The organism is Micrococcus luteus (assembly GCF_022664405.1).
In the GTDB taxonomy this organism is placed as follows: Bacteria; Actinomycetota; Actinomycetes; order Actinomycetales; family Micrococcaceae; genus Micrococcus; species Micrococcus luteus.
Genome location: NZ_JAKRLB010000027.1, coordinates 12,967 through 30,380, shown reverse-complemented (window position 1 = coordinate 30,380; position 17,414 = coordinate 12,967). Strand labels below are relative to the sequence as shown.

Genomic DNA, 17,414 nt, shown 5'->3' with positions numbered 1-17,414 from the left:
CGTGGGGGAAACGCCCGGTTCCATTCCGAACCCGGAAGCTAAGGCCCACAGCGCCGATGGTACTGCAGCCGGGAGGTTGTGGGAGAGTAGGTCGCCGCCGGACATTCTTTGAGGGAGGGCCTCGCACTGTTGGTGCGAGGCCCTTCCCGCATTTCTGGACTGTTTTCCCCGCAAGGACGGTCTGCCACAGGCTCCGGGCACTAGCCTGGTCCCCTGAGGACCCGGCCGCGAGGCCGGCACATGAGGAACAGAGACCGCGTTCCCGCGGACCGTCGCGGCGTGACGCCCAGGAAGGACACCATGGCTGAGGACACCCCCCGAGAGCGCCGCGAGGACCGCGGATCCGAGGGCCGCGGGCCCCGTGGTGGCGGTGATGGCCGGCGTCGTGGTGGAGACCGCGACGGACGTCCTCGCAGCGGTGCCGGTGACCGGCGCCGCTCCGGCGGGCCTCACGAGGACCGGCGGCGCGGCCCGGGCCAGGGGGGCGGACGCCCCGAGCGCCGCGGTGCGCCGACGGGCCCTCGTCGCGAGGACCGCGCCGAACGACCCGCGCACAATCCCGGTGACCTCCGAGCGGCGAATCGTGCGGACCAGGAGCGCTCTCCGGACATCGACCCGGACGTGACGGGCCAGGAGCTCGACCGCGGCACGCTCAAGGAGATCAACGGCCTTGACGAGCGTCCTGCCAGCTGGGTCGCCAAGCATCTCGTGATGGCCGGCCGCTACCTGGACGTCGACCCGGCGCTGGCGTTCCAGCACGCCCTCGCCGCGTCCCGCAAGGGCGGCCGCCTCTCACGCGTGCGCGAGGCAGTCGCGCTCACCGCCTACGCGGCGGGGGAGTACGCCGACGCGCTGCGCGAGTTCCGCACCTACCGGCGGATGACGGGCGATGACACCCACATCGCCGCGCAGGTGGATAGCGAGCGTGCCCTCGGCCGCACGGAGAAGGCCCTGCAGCTGGCCGCCGAGGTGGATGCCTCGCGTCTGGACCGGGCGGCGCGGGCCGAGCTGGCCATGGTCGTCTCCGGCATCCGCGAGGACGCCGGCGACCTCCAGGGCGCCCATGAGGCCCTGCAGATCCCGGAACTGGACCGGCGGCGCGGCTACCCCTTCTCTCCCCGGCTGTTCCAGCGTCAGGCCGACGTGCTGCTCGCCCTGGGGCGCCGCGACGAGGCTCGGCTCTGGGCGCGCGCCGTGCGCGTCGCGGAGAAGGCCCTCGGCGTGGGCGGGTTCGCGGACCCGGAGATCATCGACGTGGACACCGAGCCGGTCGAGGACCCCCGGGACCGCCGCCCGTCCCCCCGCGAACGGCGCCACGAGCGGTCTGCGGCCGAGGCCGGTGCGGAGCCGACGGCGGACGGATCCCCGGCCGAGGAGCCGGAGGCCGCCACGGAGCCGCCGGCCGCCGTCGACGCGCCGGACGAGGTCGACCCGAACCAGCTGTCGCTGTTCGACGCCCTCGAGGCCCCGGAGGCGGACGGTCGGTGAGCGCCACGTTCTTCGACGGTCACGACGGGCTGCTGTGCGACCTGGACGGCGTCGTCTACGCCGGAGGCGGCGCGATCGCCGGGGCGGTCGAGACGCTGTCGACGCTGCAGGAACGGGGCGTGCCGGTCGGGTTCGTGACGAACAACGCCTCCCGCGCGACGGAGTCCGTGGCCGAGCATCTCCGCACGCTCGGGGTGCCCGCGCAGGCGGGGCAGGTCTTCGGCTCCGCACCGGCGGGCGTCGACCTGCTCGAGGAGACGCTGGGCCGCCGCACCGGTCGGGTGCTCGTGGTCGGCTCGGCGTACCTGCGCGCCGTGGTCGAGGAGCGGGGCTACGAGGTGGTCGCGTCCGCGGCGCAGCGTCCCGACGCGGTGATCCAGGGCTTCGACCCCGGTCTCGGCTGGGCCGATCTGGCGGAGGCGGCGTACGCCGTGCGCGCCGGGGCCACCTGGGTCGCCACCAACCTGGACACCTCGATTCCGCGCGCGGAGGGGATCGCCCCCGGCAACGGGGCCCTCGTCGAGGCGGTGGGCCGGGCCACCGGCACCGCGCCCGTCGCGGCGGGCAAGCCCGAGCCACGACTGTTCCGGACGGCGGCCGACGCCCTCGGCCTGGCCCGTCCCCTCGTGGTCGGCGACCGCCTGGACACGGACATCCGCGGCGGCAACGCGGCGGGGTTCGACACGGTGCTCGTCCTGACCGGCATCGACACGCGCGAGACCGCGGGCGCCGCCCCCGGGCCAGACCGGCCGACGTGGGTCCGTGCTCACCTGCCCGCTCTGCTCGCCGGCGGGGCCGAGGCCTCCGCGGACCCACGGCGTGGCTGAGACCGCACGCGCCGACGTCGCCCTGGCCGCTCGGGGCCTGGCACGCTCCCGCACGGAGGGCGCGGCGCTCATCCGCGCGGGACAGGTGCTCCTCGACGGCCGCCCGGTGCGCCGGCCCGCCGACCGCGTGGCCGCCGACGCCACCCTGCGCCTGCGCGACCCGGGCCCGCGGTACGTCTCCCGTGCGGCCCACAAGCTGGTCAGCGCACTCGAGGCGTTCCCGGACGTGGGCGTGGCCGGCCGCCGGGCGCTCGACGCCGGGGCCTCCACCGGCGGCTTCACCCAGGTCCTCCTCGAGCGGGGCGCTGAACGGGTGGCCGCCGTCGACGTGGGCCACGACCAGCTGGCCCCGCCCGTCCGGGCCGACCCTCGCGTCCTCGTGCGCGAGGGGCTCAACGTCCGCGACCTCACGGCCGAGGACATCGACGGTCCGGTGGACCTGGTGGTCTCCGACCTGTCCTTCATCTCGCTGCGTCTCGTCCTCGCCCCGCTCGCGGGCGTGTGCCGACCCGGCGCCGAGCTGCTGCTCATGGTCAAGCCCCAGTTCGAGGTCGGGCGGCGCGCTCTGCCGCGGACGGGCGTCGTGACCGATCCCGACGCCCGCCGCGACGCCGTCGCGGGGGTGGCCGCGGCCGCGCTGGGCGCCGGCCTCGCACCGCGCGGCCTTGCCCGATCCGGCCTGGCCGGCCAGGACGGGAACGCCGAGTTCTTCCTGCGACTCCGCCGTCCCGACGCCACCGCGGCCGACGACCCGGCTGGCGGGACGGGCCCGGCCACGCCCGCCGGCGAGAGCGCCGCCGGGTGGGTCCGGGGCGCGCACATCGACTGGTCCTGACCCCCGACCGGGGGACACCGCCCGTCCACGGGCGCGGGGCCACCGGTTCGCGCGTCCGGTCTCGTGGCTATCCTGGAGCGCAGTGCCCGGCACCCCGGCCCGCGGAAGGAACCATGCCCTACACCCCCGGACGTCGCGTCCTCGTCCTGACCCACACGGGCCGCGAGGACGCCATCAGCGCGGCGCTGCAGGCCACCCGCATGTTCGCGGAGGAGGGCCTGGTCAGCGTCATGCTCGAACAGGACGTGGCCGCCATCCGCGCGGCCGCGGGGGACCCCCCGGAGTTCGCGCCGGAGGCCCTCGGGGTCGACTGCGAGCTCGAGGACATCACCCTCGGCCTCGTCCTCGGCGGCGACGGCTCGGTGCTGCGGGCGGCCGACTTCGTCCGCGGCTACAACGTGCCGCTGCTGGCGGTGAACCTGGGCCACGTCGGCTTCCTCGCCGAGTCCGAGCGCACCGACCTGCACCGCACCGTCCAGGCGATCGCCTCGGAGTCCTACGTGGTGATCGAGCGCATGGCCCTGGACGTCGTCGTGCACGTGGAGGGCCGCGAGGTGGCCCGCACGTGGGCCCTCAACGAGGCCTCCGTGGAGAAGTCCCACCGGGAGCGGATGCTCGAGGTGGTCGTGTCCGTGGACAACTCGCCGCTGACGGCCTTCGGCTGCGACGGCGTCGTGCTGGCCACCCCCACCGGCTCCACGGCCTACGCCTTCTCCGGCGGGGGCCCTGTGGTGTGGCCCTCCGTGGAGGCCCTGCTGTGCGTGCCCATCAGCGCCCACGCCCTGTTCACCCGCCCCCTCGTGGTGGGTCCGCGCTCCACGATCGGCGTGGACGTGCTCACCCGCACCCGCGAGACCGGTGTGCTGTGGTGTGACGGCCGGCGCACCGTCGAACTGCCGCCGCAGGCCCGGATCGAGGTGTCCCGGTCGGCGGAGCCGGTGCGCCTGGCCCGTCTCAACCCGACTCTCTTCGCGGAACGGCTGGTGCGCAAGTTCCGGCTGCCCACGGACGGCTGGCGCGGCCCCGTCACCGCCCAGGAGCGGGCGGGCGTGCTCCACGCGGTGGAGACCGTCGAGCCGCGGCACGCGGGGCCGCGTCCCGACGTCGTCGAACCGGCCACCATGCCGCTGTCGGTGCTCTCGCCCGCGGACATCCAGCGCCACCGCGACCGCGGGGCGCGTCACCCCGGGGAGGACGCATGATCGACCATCTGAGGATCTCGGGGCTCGGCGTGATCGGCGAGGCCACCGTGGACCTGGACCCCGGCTTCACCGTCGTCACCGGTGAGACCGGCGCCGGCAAGACCATGGTGGTCACCGCCCTGGGCCTGCTGCTCGGTGCTCGCGCCGACGCGGGCGCGGTCCGCCGGGGCTCGTCCCGAGCCGTCGTGGACGCCGGCGTGCGCGTGGCCGCGGACCACGCGGCGCTCCGCCTGGCTCAGGAGGCCGGTGCGGTCGTGGACGAGGGCGACGACGGCACCCGCGACCTGGTCCTCAGCCGCAGCGTCACGGCGTCGGGGGAGGGCACACGCTCCCGCGCCGCGGCCGGCGGCCGTTCCGTGCCCGTGGGCCTGCTCTCCGAGATCGGGGCCACGCTCGTGGCCGTGCACGGGCAGAACGACCAGGTCCGCCTCCAGGGCGCCGACGCCCAGCGGCACGCCCTCGATGCGTTCGGCGGCGCCGAGCTCGCCGCGGCCCTGCGGGCCTACCGCGCCGACCACGCCGCCTGGGCCGCCGCGCGTCGGGAGCGCGAGGAGCTCACCACCCACCGCCAGGAGCGGGCCCGCGAGGCCGAGGCGCTCCAGCGCTCGCTCGAGGAGATCGACCTCGCCGACCCGCAGGAGGGGGAGGACGAGGAGCTGCGGGCTCTCATCCGCCGGCTCGAGGACGTCGAGGAGCTGCGTGCCGCCTCGGGGGAGGCGCACGCCCGACTGGCCGGCCCCGACGTGGACGCGATGGACGAGACCCCCGGCGCCGTCAGCCTCGTGGAGGGGGCGCGGCAGGCCGTGCTCGCCGCCCCCGGCGACGACCCCGAGCTCGCCGCCGCGGCCGCGCGCCTGGCCGAGGCCGCCGTCGTGCTCACGGACATCGCCGGCGACCTGGCCCGCTACACCGCTGACCTGGACGCCGACGCGGCCTCCGACCTCGACGCGGCCCAGTCGCGGCTGGCCGAGCTCACACGACTGCAGCGGCTCTACGGGCCGGAGCTCGCCGACGTGATCGACTGGGCCCGGACCCAGCGTCCGCGCCTGGACGAGCTGCAGGGCGACTCCGGCCGCCTCGAGGAGCTCGAGGCGGAGGTCGACCGGCTGGACGCCGCGCTGCGCGAGCGGGCCGCGACCCTCACCGCCCTGCGCACCGCGGCCGCCGAGCGGCTCGAGACCGCGGTGACCGAGGAGCTGCACGCCCTGTTCATGCCGGACGCCTCGTTCCACGTCGGGCTGACGCCGGTCGCCGGGGACGGTCTCGGCCCGTACGGCGCTGAGGACGTCACGCTCGCCCTGCGCCCCCACGCGGGCGTCGAGCCCCGGCCCCTGGGCCGCGGCGCCTCCGGCGGCGAGCTCTCCCGCGTGATGCTCGCCCTCGAGGTGGTCCTGGCCGCCACGGACCCGGTGCCCACCTTCGTGTTCGACGAGGTCGACGCCGGCGTGGGCGGTGAGGCCGCCGTGCGGATCGGGGCACGCCTGGCCCGGCTCGCCCGCCACGTGCAGGTCATCGCCGTGACGCACCTGCCCCAGGTCGCCGCCTATGCGGACCGGCACGTGCGGGTGGAGAAGAACTCGGATCCGGCCGCGGGTGTGACCACCTCCGACGTCGTGACCCTGACGGCCGACGAACGGGTCGAGGAGCTCGCCCGCATGCTCGCCGGCCGCGGGGACTCCGCGGCGGCCCGCGAGCACGCCCGGGAGCTGCTCGAGTCCTCCGCCCGCGAACGCGGCTGACCCGGTCCGCGGACGCCGCCCCGACATGAAAGGATCGCCCCATGCCTGAGATCCCCGCGTCCGCGGGACGCTCGCCCCTGCGCGACCTGCACGTCCCCCGCCCGGTGAAGAAGTCGAAGACCGTCTACGAGGGCCGAGTGTGGGACATCGCCCGGGAGTCGTTCCGCCTGGACCCGGCGGACAAGTCCCGGGATCCGCTGACCCGGGAGCTGATGGTGCACCCGGGCGCCGTGGCGATCCTCGCGGTCCGCACCAAGCTCACCACCACCGGCCCCCGCGAGCAGGTGGCCCTCGTCCGCCAGTACCGCCACCCCGTGGGCATGGAGCTGTGGGAGATCCCGGCGGGCCTGCGGGACGTGGACGGGGAGGACCTCCACCAGGTCGCCGTCCGTGAGCTGGCCGAGGAGGCCGACCTGCGCGCCCGCGAGTGGCACACCCTCGTCGACTACTACACGACCCCGGGCGGCTCCAGCGAGGCGATCCGCGTGTTCCTGGCCCGTCAGATCGAGGAGATCCCCGACGGCGAGCGGCACACCCGGCAGGACGAGGAGGCGGCCATGCCGCTCGTGTGGGTCGGCCTCGACGAGGTGACCGACGCCGTCCTGGACGGCCGGGTGCACAACCCGTCCACCGTCGTCGCCGTGCTGGCCCTGGGCGCCCACCGGGCCCAGGGCTGGCGACGCCTGCGTCCCGTGGACGCGCCGTTCGTCCCCGACCGCCACGGCCCCGGGGCGGACTGGCCCGCGTGAGCACCGACCCGGCCGCCCGGGGGAGCGGCGAGGCCGAGGCCCGTGGGAGCCGTGGGGGCCGGGGCGCGGAGTCCGCGCTCGCGGCCCCGTTCCGCCGCCACCTGGAGCACCTGGCCGTCGAGCGGGGCCTCGCCGCGAACACGCTGGCCGCCTACCGCCGCGACCTCGAGCGCTACCGCCGCTGGCTCGAAGCCCACGGGGTGCGCGCCCCCGCCGACGTCGACCCCGGCCACGTCTCCGGCTTCCTGCGGGCGCTGGGCACCGGCGAGGACGGCGGGCGGCCCCTCGCGGTCCGCTCGGCGGCCCGCGTGCTCGCGGCCGTGCGCGGCCTGCACCGGTTCTGGGCCCTCGAGGGACTCACGCCCGCCGACCCCGCCCGCGACGTCCACCCGCCGAAGCCGGGCGACCGCCTGCCGAAGGCGCTCCCCGTGGAGCAGGTGACGGCGCTGCTGGAGGCCGTGCCCGTCGACACCCCCGCCGGACTGCGGGACCGCGCGCTGCTCGAGTTCCTCTACGGCACCGGCGCCCGCATCTCCGAGGTGGTCGGCCTCGACGTCGACGACGTGGTGGGGCTCGCGCAGACCGGGGACGACGGCGGCCAGCCCGTGGTCCGCCTGTTCGGCAAGGGGTCCAAGGAGCGCGTGGTGCCGATCGGCTCCTACGCGGCCGCCGCGCTCGACGCATGGCTGGTGCGGGGACGGCCCACGATCATGACGGGAGTCACACGCTCCACGCCCGCCCTGTTCGTCAACGCCCGCGGGGGCCGGCTCTCCCGGCAGTCCGCGTGGGCCGTGCTGAAGCGGGCGGCCGAGCGCGCCGGCCTCGAGGCGGACGTCTCGCCCCACACCCTGCGCCACTGCTTCGCCACGCACCTGCTGGCCGGCGGCGCGGACGTCCGCGTGGTCCAGGAGCTGCTCGGGCACGCGTCCGTGACCACCACGCAGGTGTACACCCTCGTCACCGTGGACTCCCTGCGCGAGGTCTACTCCGCCGCGCATCCGCGCGCGCGCTGAGCCCCGCACCTGATACGCTCAAGATCCGTGGTGAAACGAACTTCTCGTACTCAGACGTCCACGCGCGTCACCCGTCACGTGTTCGTGACCGGCGGTGTCGCCTCCTCCCTCGGCAAGGGGCTCACGGCCTCCTCGCTCGGCCACCTGCTCAAGGCGCGCGGGCTCAGGGTGGTGATGCAGAAGCTCGACCCCTACCTCAACGTGGACCCGGGCACCATGAACCCGTTCCAGCACGGCGAGGTGTTCGTCACCGAGGACGGCGCCGAGACGGACCTGGACATCGGCCACTACGAGCGCTTCCTCGACGAGGACCTCGACGGCCTGGACAACGTGACCACCGGCCAGGTGTACTCCACCGTGATCGCCCGCGAGCGCCGCGGCGAGTACCTCGGGGACACCGTCCAGGTCATCCCGCACATCACCGACGAGATCTGCCGCCGGATGCGCCTGCCCGCGGAGCCCCGCGGCGACCGCCCCGCCCCGGACGTGATCATCACGGAGATCGGCGGCACCGTCGGCGACATCGAGTCGCAGCCCTTCCTCGAGGCCGCCCGCCAGGTCCGCCAGGACGTCGGCCGCGACGACGTCTTCTTCCTGCACGTCTCCCTCGTGCCGTACATCGGCCCCTCGCAGGAGCTCAAGACCAAGCCCACCCAGCACTCCGTGGCCGCCCTGCGCTCGATCGGCATCCAGCCGGACGCGATCGTGCTGCGCTCGGACCGGGCCGTCCCCGACGATGTCCGCGGCAAGATCGCCCGCATGTGCGACGTCCCGCAGGACGCCGTCGTCAACTGCGCCGACGCCCCCTCCATCTACGACATCCCCCGCGTCATCCACGACCAGGGCCTCGACGCCCACGTGGTGCAGTCCCTGGACCTGAAGTTCAAGGACGTGGACTGGACCGCGTGGGATGCCCTCATGGACGCCGTGCACCACCCGGAGCACGAGCTCACGGTGGCGCTCGTGGGCAAGTACGTGGACCTGCCGGACGCCTACCTGTCCGTCACCGAGGCGCTGCGCGCCGGTGGCTTCGCCCACCGGGCCAAGGTGGGCATCCGCTGGGTGGCCGCGGACGAGTGCGCCACCCCCGAGGGCGCGGCGGTGGCGCTCGCGGACGTCGACGCCGTGTGTGTGCCCGGCGGCTTCGGCGTGCGCGGGCTCGAGGGCAAGCTCGGCGCGCTGCGGCACGCCCGCGAGCAGCGGATCCCGACGCTGGGTCTGTGCCTGGGCCTGCAGTCCATGGTCATCGAGTACGCCCGCAACGTCCTCGGCCTGGAGGACGCGGACTCCACCGAGTTCGACCCGGAGACCGCCTCGCCCGTGATCGCCACCATGGCCGAGCAGGAGCAGATCGTGGCCGGCGAGGGGGACCTCGGCGGCACCATGCGCCTGGGCGCCTTCCCCGCGACCCTGCGCCCGGGCTCCGTGGTGGCCGAGGCCTACGGCACCACCGAGGTGACCGAGCGCCACCGCCACCGCTACGAGGTGAACAACGCCTACCGCGACCGCCTCGAGGAGGCCGGTCTCGCGATCTGCGGCACCTCCCCGGACGGCGCCCTCGTGGAGTTCGTGGAGCTGCCCCGGGACGTGCACCCGTACTACGTGTCCACGCAGGCCCACCCGGAGTTCTCCTCCCGGCCGACCCGCCCGCACCCGCTGTTCGCCGGCCTCGTCGCCGCCGGCCTGGCCCGCCGCGCCGACGCGGCGGCCCGGCGCTGAGGGGCCGACGACCGGCCCGACACAGTGGTCACGACACGCCGTCGCCGCGCCCGGCACGCGGCGTGTCGTGACCACTCTGCGAGGGCGTCGCACCGATGACGACACGACGACGGCGGGCCGCCCCACCCGGGGCGACCCGCCGTCGTCGTGCACGCGGCACCGCGCCGCGAGCGAATGGGGCGACGTGTCGGAGGTGATCTGCGTCTACACCTCCGACAAGTCGCCCCGACCGCCCCTCACGAGGCTCAGCCCGCCGGCAGCTCCCGCTGCTCGGGGCCGTCGTAGGCCGAGAGCGGGCGGATCAGCGCGTTCGCGGCGCGCTGCTCCATGATGTGGGCGGTCCAGCCCGTGATGCGCGAGGCGATGAACAGCGGGGTGAACATCTCCGTGTCGAAGCCCATCAGGTGGTAGGTCGGGCCGGCGGGGTAGTCGAGGTTCGGCTTGATCTGCTTGGCCTCGTCCATGGCCTGCTCCAGACCGTCGTACAGGCCGAGCATCTCCTCGCGGCCGTAGTGCTCGATCATCCGGTCCAGCGCGGCCTTCATGGTGGGCACGCGGGAGTCGCCGTTCTTGTAGACGCGGTGGCCGAAGCCCATGACCTTCTTCTTCTGGGCCAGGGCGTCCTCCATCCACGCCTTCGCTCGGGCGGCGGCGTCCTCACGGGACTCCTCCTTCCGGATGCCGATCTCGTCGAAGGTGTGCATCACGGCCTCGTTGGCGCCGCCGTGCAGGGGGCCCTTGAGCGCGCCGATCGCACCGGTCACGGCCGAGTGCAGGTCGGAGAGCGTCGAGGTGATCACGCGCGCGGTGAAAGTCGAGGCGTTGAACGAGTGCTCGGCGTACAGCACCATCGAGACGCGGAACGCGTCCACGACCTCCGGGGCGGCCTCCTCGCCGAACGTCATCCAGAGGAAGTTCTGCGAGTAGTCCAGGTCCTCGCGCGGCTCCACCACGTCCTGGCCGCGCCGGCGGCGCTGGTCGTAGGCGACGACGGCCGGGAACGCCGCGAACAGGGCCTGGGCCTTCTCCAGCTCGGCCTCGGGGGAGGAGTCCTCCGCCTTCGGGTGGTTCGCGCCGAGCACGGACACGGCGGTGCGTCCGACGTCCATGGGGTGGCAGTCGGTGGGCAGCAGGTCGATGGCCTGCTTCACCTTCGGGTCGAGGGCACGGTGCGCGCGCTCGAAGTGCTCGAACGCGGCCAGCTCCTCGTCCGTGGGCAGCTCGCCCGTCCAGAGCAGCAGCGCGACGGCCTCGAACGAAAGCTGCGCGGCCAGGTCCTGCACGGGGTAGCCGCGATACAGCAGGGAGTTCGTCTCCGGGTTGACCTTGGAGATCGCCGTGGTGTCCACGACGACGCCGGCCAGGCCCTTCTTGATCTCGGTCTCGGTCATGGTGTCCCTCCTCGGGGAGTGGGGCCCGCCCGCGCACGGGCGGGCCCGGTGACGGGTCAGAGGTCGGCGTGGTTGGCGCCGATGTCGAGCGTGGGCACGTCGAAGTTGAAGATGCCCGTGTCGAAGGCGTTGTAGCCCTCGTAGTCCACCAGCTCGTAGAGGCGGGCGCGGGTGAGCATCTGCTCCACCTGCGACTGCTGGGTGCCCTCCTCCTTGATGGCGTCGAGCACGCGCTCGGCGGCGCCCATCGCGGAGCGCAGCAGGGTGACCGGGTAGATCACCATCGCGATGCCGGCGTCCGCCAGCTGCCGGCGGGTGAACAGCTCGGACTTGCCGAACTCGGTCATGTTCGCCAGGACCGGGACCCCGAGGGGCTCCAGCTCGCGACACACGGTCTCGAACTCGCCGATGTCCTTCAGGGCCTCCGGGAAGATCGCGTCCGCACCGGCCTCCACGAGCGCCTTCATGCGGGCGATCGCGGCGTCCAGGCCCTCCACGGCACGCAGGTCGGTGCGCGCCATGATGAGGAAGTTCGGGTCCCGGCGGGCGTCGACGGCGGCGGCGATGCGCTTGACCGCGGTGTCGAGGTCCACCATGTTCTTGCCGTCGAGGTGGCCGCATCGCTTGGGGTTGAACTGGTCCTCGATGTGGCAGCCGGCCAGGCCGGCGTTCTCGAACTCCTGCACCGTGCGGGCCACGTTCATCGGCTCGCCGAAGCCCGTGTCCGCGTCGATGAGGCACGGCAGGTCCGTGAGGCGGGCGATCTGCCCGCCGCGCACGGCCACCTCGGTGAGCGTGGTCAGCCCGACGTCGGGCAGGCCCAGCTCGTTCGCGAGCACGCCGCCGGAGATGTACACCCCGGGGAAGCCCTTCTCCTGGATCAGCTTGGCGGTCAGCGGGGTGAACGCGCCCGGGAACTGCTGGGCGCCGCCCTGCTTCAGGGTCTGCCGCAGGTCGATCCGCTTCTGTTCGGCCGTCTTCGTCGAGTACAGCATCAGAACAGGCCCTTCGGGGCGGCGGCGAGGTCGGCCTCGGGCAGGAACGCCGGGTCCGCCAGGATGTTCAGCTGGTCCAGCTCGCCGGGCTGCAGCTCGGCCACGCGCTCGGCGGCGGCCAGGAAGCGGTCCTGCTCCTCCTTCGAGACGATGCCCTCGGCCAGGGTGCGGAACTTCTGGATGTACTGTTCGCGGGCGAAGGGCCGGGCGCCGAGCGGGTGGGCGTCGGCCACGGCGATCTCGTCGGTGATGACGGTGCCGTCCTTGAGGGTGATCTCCACCGCGCCGCCGAACGCCTTCTCCGCGAGGTCCAGCGAGTGGTAGCGGCGGGTCCACTCCGGGTCCTCCACGGTGGTCACCCTGTGCCACAGGGCCACGGTGTCCTCGCGCTGGGCGCGCTCGGGGGCATAGGAGTCCACGTGGTGCCAGGAGCCGTCCTGCAGGGCCACGGTGAAGATGTAGGGGATGGAGTGGTCGAGGGTCTCGCGCGAGGCCGTCGGATCGTACTTCTGCGGGTCGTTGGCGCCCGAGCCGATCACGTAGTGGGTGTGGTGCGAGGTCTTGATCAGCACCGACTCGACGTTCGCCGGGTCGGTGGCCTCGGGGTGCTCCCTGTGGAGCTTGCGGGCCAGGTCGATCCAGGCCTGGGCCTGGTACTCGGCCGAGTGCTCCTTGGTGTAGGTGTCCAGGATGCCGCGCTTGGGCTCGCCCTGCTCGGGCAGCGGCACCTCGTAGGAGGCGTCCGGGCCGTCCAGCAGCCAGGCGATCACGCCGTCCTCGCCCTCGTAGATCGGGACGGGGGAGGTCTGGCCGCGCATGGCGCGGTCCACGGCCTCGACGGCCATCTTGCCCGCGAACGCCGGGGCGTGGGCCTTCCACGTGGAGATCTCGCCCTTGCGGGACTGGCGGGTGGCGGTGGTGGTGTGCAGGCCCTGGCCGATGGCCTGGAAGATGGTCTCGGTGTCCAGGCCGAGCAGGGTGCCGATGCCGGCGGAGGCGGAGGGGCCGATGTGGGCCACGTGGTCGATCTTGTGGCCGTACAGGTTGATGGACTTCACGAGGTCCACCTGGATCTCGTAGCCGGTGGCGATGCCGCGGATCAGGTCCTTGCCGGAGCGGCCGGCGTGCTGGGCGACGGCGAGGATCGGCGGGATGTTGTCGCCCGGGTGGGAGTACTCGGCGGCCAGGAACGTGTCGTGGTAGTCCAGCTCGCGGACGGCCACGCCGTTGGCCCACGCGGCCCACTCGGGGGAGACCTTCTGCTCCACACCGAACACGGAGGCGCCCTCGCCGCCGGTGGAGACGGGGTGGGACAGGGCCTGGGCGCGGGCGGCGACGATCGGGCCGCGCTTCAGCGAGGCGACGGCGACGGAGGCGTTGTCGATGATCCGGTTGACGATCATCTCCTCGACCTCGGGCAGCACCTCGACGTCGTCGACGGCCACCTCGGCCAGCTTCCAGGCCAGCTGGTCCTTGCGCTCGAGGTTCTCCTCGGAGCGGTGGACGCGCACGTGATGGTTCTTCATGGTCGGTCTCCTTCGGTGGGGGTCAGCAGGGTCGGGGTCTCCTCGGCGCGGCCGCGCCGGGTCAGATGGTGGAAGGCGTGGTGCAGGTGGACCCGCGTGGTCGCCTCCGCGAGGTCTGCGGCGCCCGAGCCGACGGCGTCGGCGATGTCCGCGTGCTCCGCGGCGGAGGCCGCGAGGCGGGCCGGGTCGTCCGCGGCCAGTCGGCGCAGGCGCGCCAGGTGCAGGCGCAGGGTGCGCAGGGTGGAGACGAGGTAGGGGTTCGCGGCGGCCTCGTCCAGCCGGCTGTCCAGCTCGGCCGTCATCGCGTAGTAGTCCGCCGGGTCGGTCCCGCCGCGCAGGGCCGCCTCGGCCTCCTGGAAACGGCCCGCGAGGACCGTGAACCGCTCGGCCGCCTCCGGGGTGGCCCGCTGCGCGGCCCGGCGCGCCAGGAGGGACTCGAGGGCGATGCGCAGGTCGAACAGCTGGTCCGCCTGTTCGAGGGACAGGTCGGCGACGACGATGCCCCGGCCCGGGGCCTGCTCGGCCAGGCCGTCGGCCACCAGGCGGGAGAGCGCCTCGCGCAGAGGGGTGCGCGAGATGCCCAGGCGCTCGGCCTGCTCCACCTCGCCCAGGCCCGCGCCCGGAGGGAGGGACCAGTCGAGGATCTCCGCCCTCAGGGCCTGGTACGCCCGCTCACTCGCTCGCATGCCGCCAGTGTATACACAACAGTCCCGCCGAGGGCAGGGGGTGTGTCCGATGCGCGTGCCGGGCGACGCCGTCCACGGGGAGCGTCGTCCGGCGTGCGGGGGCTGGGTGGTGCGTCCCCGGCGCGGGTCTCGCGCGTGCCGCCACGCCTCACTGACGGGGCACGAAATGTATACAGATCCCTTGCCCCCTGTGATCCACGGCACTACCCTGGGCGCATGGCGACCCACGATGCCCCCGCCGAAGACCGCCCCTCCGGCGCGTACGCCGACGCCCACGCCCGCTCCCTCCGCGACCCCGAGGGGTTCTGGCTCGACGCGGCGCGCGCCATCGACTGGACCGTCGCGCCCACGCGCGCCCTCGACGACTCCGCCGCGCCTCTGTACCGCTGGTTCCCGGACGGCGAGCTGAACACCGCCTTCAACTGCCTGGACCGGCACGTCGAGGCGGGCCGCGGGGACGCCGTCGCGCTGATCCACGACTCCGCGATGACCGGTGAGGTCACCCGCTACACGTACGCCGAGCTCACGGACGCGGTGGCCCGCCTGGCCGGCGCCCTGGCCGCGCGCGGCGTCGGCAAGGGCGACCGCGTCCTCGTGTACCTGCCGATGATCCCGCAGGCCCACATCGCGATGCTGGCGTGCGCGCGGCTCGGCGCGGTGCACTCCGTGGTCTTCGGCGGCTTCGCCCCGCGCGAGCTCGCCTCCCGCATCGACGACGCCGCCCCCGACGTCGTGCTCACCTGCTCCGGCGGCATCGAGCCCAAGCGCCGGGTCGAATACCTGCCCGCCGTGGCCGAGGCGCTCGAGACCGCCGCGCACCCCGTGCGCACGGTGCTGGTCCACCACCGCGAGGGCTTCGAGACCGCGCTCGCGGACGCCGACGGGCGCGGGGGCGCGAGCTGGGAGGACTGGGGCGAGGCCGTCGCGGCCGCCGAGCCGGCCGACTGCGTCCCGGTGCAGGCCACCGACCCGCTGTACGTGCTCTACACCTCGGGCACCACGGGCAAGCCGAAGGGCGTCGTCCGGGACAACGGGGGCCACGCCGTCGCCCTGCGCTGGACCATGGAGCACATCTACGACGTCGGTCCGGGGCAGGCGATGTGCACGGCCTCGGACGTGGGCTGGGTCGTGGGGCACTCCTACATCGTCTACGGCCCGCTGCTGGCCGGGGCCACCACGGTCATGTACGAGGGCAAGCCCGTGGGCACGTCCGACGCCGGCGCGTTCTGGCGGCTGATCGAGGACCACGGCGTGCGCTCCTTCTTCACGGCCCCCACGGCGCTGCGCGCGATCCGCCGCGCCGACCCCGAGGGCGAGCTGCTCAAGGACCACGACCTGTCCTCCCTGCGGCACTTCTTCGCCGCGGGCGAGCGCCTGGACCCGGAGACGCAGCGGTGGATCGAGGGCCTGCTGGGCATGCCGGTGATCGACCACTGGTGGCAGACCGAGACCGGGTGGGCCATCGCGGCGAACCCGGTGGGCCTGGAGCAGCTGCCGGTGAAGATCGGCTCGTCCTCGGTGCCCTCGCCGGGCGTCGATCTCGTGGTCCTGGACGGCCTGGGCGAGCCCGTGCCCGCCGGGACCGAGGGCAACATCGCCCTGCGGCTGCCGCTGCCCCCGGGCACCCTGCCCACCCTGTGGGGCGACGACCAGCGCTACATCGACTCCTACCTCAGCGCGTTCCCCGGCCATTACGCGACCGGTGACTCCGGCGTCGTGGACGACGACGGCTACGTGTTCGTGCTCGGCCGCACCGACGACGTCATCAACGTCTCCGGGCACCGGCTGTCCACGGGCGTCCTCGAGGCCGCCCTGGCCGCCCACCCGGCGGTGGCCGAATGTGCCGTGATCGGCATCGCGGACCCGCTCAAGGGCCAGCGGCCCTCGGGCTACGTGGTCCTCAAGTCCGGCGTCGAGACGCCCGAGGCCGGCTCCGAGGCCGAGGCCGCGCTCCTGGACGAGCTGCGTCAGGCGGTGCGCCGCGAGGTGGGCCCGGTGGCGGACTTCCGCGACGTCGTCGTGGTGGACGCGCTGCCCAGGACCCGCTCGGGCAAGATCCTGCGCAAGACCATGCGGCAGATGGCCGACGGCGAGGAGTACGCGGTGCCCTCGACCATCGAGGACCCCGCCGTGCTCGAGGCCCTGGCCGGGGTGCTGCGCCCGGCGGGCTGAGCGCCGCCGTCGTCCCGGGAACGCCAGGCACTAGGGTGGAGGAAGATCCGGACACGCCGACGACGGCGGCCGCGGCGTGCCGCGGCCCGCGGCCGGGCATGCAGACCACCGTGGAAGGAGCCGGCGCCGCCGTGACCTCGAGAGAACCGATCCCCGTGATGACGATCCACGGTGAGCCCGTGCTCGGGCCCACCGGCCGGCCCAAGCACGACTTCCCGGAGCCCGCGCCCCTGGCCTCGCACGGCCCGGCGCGGATCATCTCGATGGTGAACCAGAAGGGCGGCGTCGGGAAGACGACCTCCACCATCAACCTCGGCGCCGCGCTCGCGGGCTACGGGCGCAAGGTGCTCATGGTGGACTTCGACCCCCAGGGCGCCCTCTCGGCCGGCCTGGGCGCGAACCCCCACGAGCTCGACACCACGGTGTACAACGTGCTCATGGAGCGGTCGGTGACCGCGAAGGACGCGATCCTGTCCACCGACTTCGAGAACATGGACCTGCTGCCCGCGAACATCGACCTGTCCGCGGCCGAGGTGCAGCTCGTCAACGAGGTGGCCCGCGAGCAGGTCCTCGAGCGCGCGCTGCGTCAGGTCCGCGATGACTACGACGTGGTCCTCATCGACTGCCAGCCCTCGCTGGGCCTGCTGACCGTGAACGCGCTGACGGCCTCGCACGGCGTGATCATCCCGCTGACCGCCGAGTTCTTCGCGCTGCGCGCGGTCGCGCTCCTCGTCGAGACGATCGAGAAGGTGCAGGACCGGCTCAACCCGGACCTGGAGATCGACGGCGTGCTGGCCACGATGTTCGACCAGCGGACCCTGCACTCCAAGGAGGTCGTGGGCTCGCTCGTGGCCGGCTTCGGGGACCGCGTGTTCGAGACCGTCATCAAGCGGTCCATCAAGTTCGCCGACGCCACGGTGGCGGCCACGCCCATCACCCTGTTCGCCGAGAACCACGACGGGGCCAAGGCCTACCGGCAGCTCGCCCGCGAGCTGATCTGCCGCGGCGGCGCGCCGTGACCGTCCGCTGACCGCCGACGACGCCGGCCCGGTCCCGTCGCGGGACCGGGCCG

General features: G+C 73.9%; 14 protein-coding genes and 1 rRNA gene. 11 read left to right on the top strand and 4 right to left on the bottom strand.

Annotated elements, in window-relative coordinates:
- From rrf to MF605_RS10835, 9 genes are all read left to right on the top strand, one after another.
- Window positions 1-103 (top strand): 5S ribosomal RNA (rrf, locus tag MF605_RS10875); the annotation flags it as partial.
- 518 nt (window positions 104-621) lie between these two features.
- Entirely contained in the window at window positions 622-1,488 is an 867-nt protein-coding gene (locus MF605_RS10870; RefSeq protein ID WP_230278193.1) for a hypothetical protein, read from the top strand.
- Window positions 1,485-2,315, top strand: coding sequence for an HAD-IIA family hydrolase (locus MF605_RS10865; RefSeq protein WP_134416929.1), 831 nt, complete (start codon window positions 1,485-1,487; stop codon window positions 2,313-2,315). The genes MF605_RS10870 and MF605_RS10865 overlap by 4 nt, the downstream gene beginning before the upstream one ends.
- Window positions 2,308-3,150 (top strand): TlyA family RNA methyltransferase, encoded by an 843-nt coding sequence (locus MF605_RS10860; protein WP_123244154.1) that lies wholly within the window; start codon window positions 2,308-2,310, stop codon window positions 3,148-3,150. The genes MF605_RS10865 and MF605_RS10860 overlap by 8 nt, the downstream gene beginning before the upstream one ends.
- Before the next feature lie 113 nt (window positions 3,151-3,263).
- Complete coding sequence (locus tag MF605_RS10855; RefSeq protein WP_134416928.1) at window positions 3,264-4,352, top strand: NAD kinase; 1,089 nt, start codon at window positions 3,264-3,266, stop codon at window positions 4,350-4,352.
- Window positions 4,349-6,091, top strand: coding sequence for a DNA repair protein RecN (recN, locus tag MF605_RS10850; protein WP_061866978.1), 1,743 nt, complete (start codon window positions 4,349-4,351; stop codon window positions 6,089-6,091). The genes MF605_RS10855 and recN overlap by 4 nt, the downstream gene beginning before the upstream one ends.
- Window positions 6,092-6,132: 41 nt before the next feature.
- Window positions 6,133-6,840: an NUDIX domain-containing protein gene (locus tag MF605_RS10845; RefSeq protein ID WP_041102685.1), complete on the top strand. Its 708-nt coding sequence runs from the start codon at window positions 6,133-6,135 to the stop codon at window positions 6,838-6,840.
- Window positions 6,837-7,853, top strand: a complete 1,017-nt coding sequence (gene xerD, locus MF605_RS10840; protein WP_036315732.1) for a site-specific tyrosine recombinase XerD — start codon at window positions 6,837-6,839, stop codon at window positions 7,851-7,853. Before MF605_RS10845 ends, xerD begins: the two co-directional genes overlap by 4 nt.
- A gap of 9 nt (window positions 7,854-7,862) precedes the next feature.
- Complete coding sequence (locus MF605_RS10835; protein ID WP_078025592.1) at window positions 7,863-9,572, top strand: CTP synthase; 1,710 nt, start codon at window positions 7,863-7,865, stop codon at window positions 9,570-9,572.
- 245 nt (window positions 9,573-9,817) lie between these two features.
- Here the strand turns inward: MF605_RS10835 and MF605_RS10830 are convergent, their stop codons facing one another.
- The 4 genes from MF605_RS10830 to MF605_RS10815 are packed head-to-tail and all read right to left on the bottom strand — an operon-like array spanning window position 9,818 to window position 14,170.
- Window positions 9,818-10,963 carry a bifunctional 2-methylcitrate synthase/citrate synthase gene (locus tag MF605_RS10830; protein WP_119217225.1) on the bottom strand — a complete coding sequence of 382 codons (1,146 nt, stop codon included), beginning with the start codon at window positions 10,961-10,963 and terminating at the stop codon, window positions 9,818-9,820.
- A gap of 56 nt (window positions 10,964-11,019) precedes the next feature.
- Entirely contained in the window at window positions 11,020-11,958 is a 939-nt protein-coding gene (gene prpB / locus MF605_RS10825) for a methylisocitrate lyase (RefSeq protein ID WP_123244155.1), read from the bottom strand.
- A complete protein-coding gene (locus MF605_RS10820) occupies window positions 11,958-13,484 on the bottom strand; it encodes an MmgE/PrpD family protein (protein WP_134416927.1) in 1,527 nt (508 codons plus the stop codon). Before MF605_RS10820 ends, prpB begins: the two co-directional genes overlap by 1 nt.
- The gene (locus MF605_RS10815; protein ID WP_020628108.1) at window positions 13,481-14,170 is read right to left on the bottom strand and encodes a GntR family transcriptional regulator; all 690 of its coding nucleotides are present in this window, start codon (window positions 14,168-14,170) and stop codon (window positions 13,481-13,483) included. Before MF605_RS10815 ends, MF605_RS10820 begins: the two co-directional genes overlap by 4 nt.
- A gap of 216 nt (window positions 14,171-14,386) precedes the next feature.
- Between MF605_RS10815 and MF605_RS10810 the strand changes: the two genes are divergently transcribed.
- Window positions 14,387-16,342, top strand: a complete 1,956-nt coding sequence (locus MF605_RS10810) for an AMP-binding protein (protein ID WP_134416926.1) — start codon at window positions 14,387-14,389, stop codon at window positions 16,340-16,342.
- Window positions 16,343-16,500: 158 nt separating this feature from the next.
- Window positions 16,501-17,361 (top strand): ParA family protein, encoded by an 861-nt coding sequence (locus MF605_RS10805; RefSeq protein WP_061867171.1) that lies wholly within the window; start codon window positions 16,501-16,503, stop codon window positions 17,359-17,361.
- The last annotated feature ends 53 nt before the right edge of the window (window positions 17,362-17,414 follow it).

Excerpts from the sequence above, each read along its gene's own strand:
- MF605_RS10855 (WP_134416928.1), top strand. The coding sequence starts at position 3,264 with ATGCCCTACACCCCCGGACGTCGCGTCCTCGTCCTGACCCACACGGGC.
- recN (WP_061866978.1), top strand. The coding sequence starts at position 4,349 with ATGATCGACCATCTGAGGATCTCGGGGCTCGGCGTGATCGGCGAGGCC.
- MF605_RS10845 (WP_041102685.1), top strand. The coding sequence starts at position 6,133 with ATGCCTGAGATCCCCGCGTCCGCGGGACGCTCGCCCCTGCGCGACCTG.
- MF605_RS10830 (WP_119217225.1), bottom strand. The coding sequence starts at position 10,963 with ATGACCGAGACCGAGATCAAGAAGGGCCTGGCCGGCGTCGTCGTGGAC.
- prpB (WP_123244155.1), bottom strand. The coding sequence starts at position 11,958 with ATGCTGTACTCGACGAAGACGGCCGAACAGAAGCGGATCGACCTGCGG.
- MF605_RS10820 (WP_134416927.1), bottom strand. The coding sequence starts at position 13,484 with ATGAAGAACCATCACGTGCGCGTCCACCGCTCCGAGGAGAACCTCGAG.
- MF605_RS10815 (WP_020628108.1), bottom strand. The coding sequence starts at position 14,170 with ATGCGAGCGAGTGAGCGGGCGTACCAGGCCCTGAGGGCGGAGATCCTC.
- MF605_RS10810 (WP_134416926.1), top strand. The coding sequence starts at position 14,387 with ATGGCGACCCACGATGCCCCCGCCGAAGACCGCCCCTCCGGCGCGTAC.
- MF605_RS10805 (WP_061867171.1), top strand. The coding sequence starts at position 16,501 with ATGACGATCCACGGTGAGCCCGTGCTCGGGCCCACCGGCCGGCCCAAG.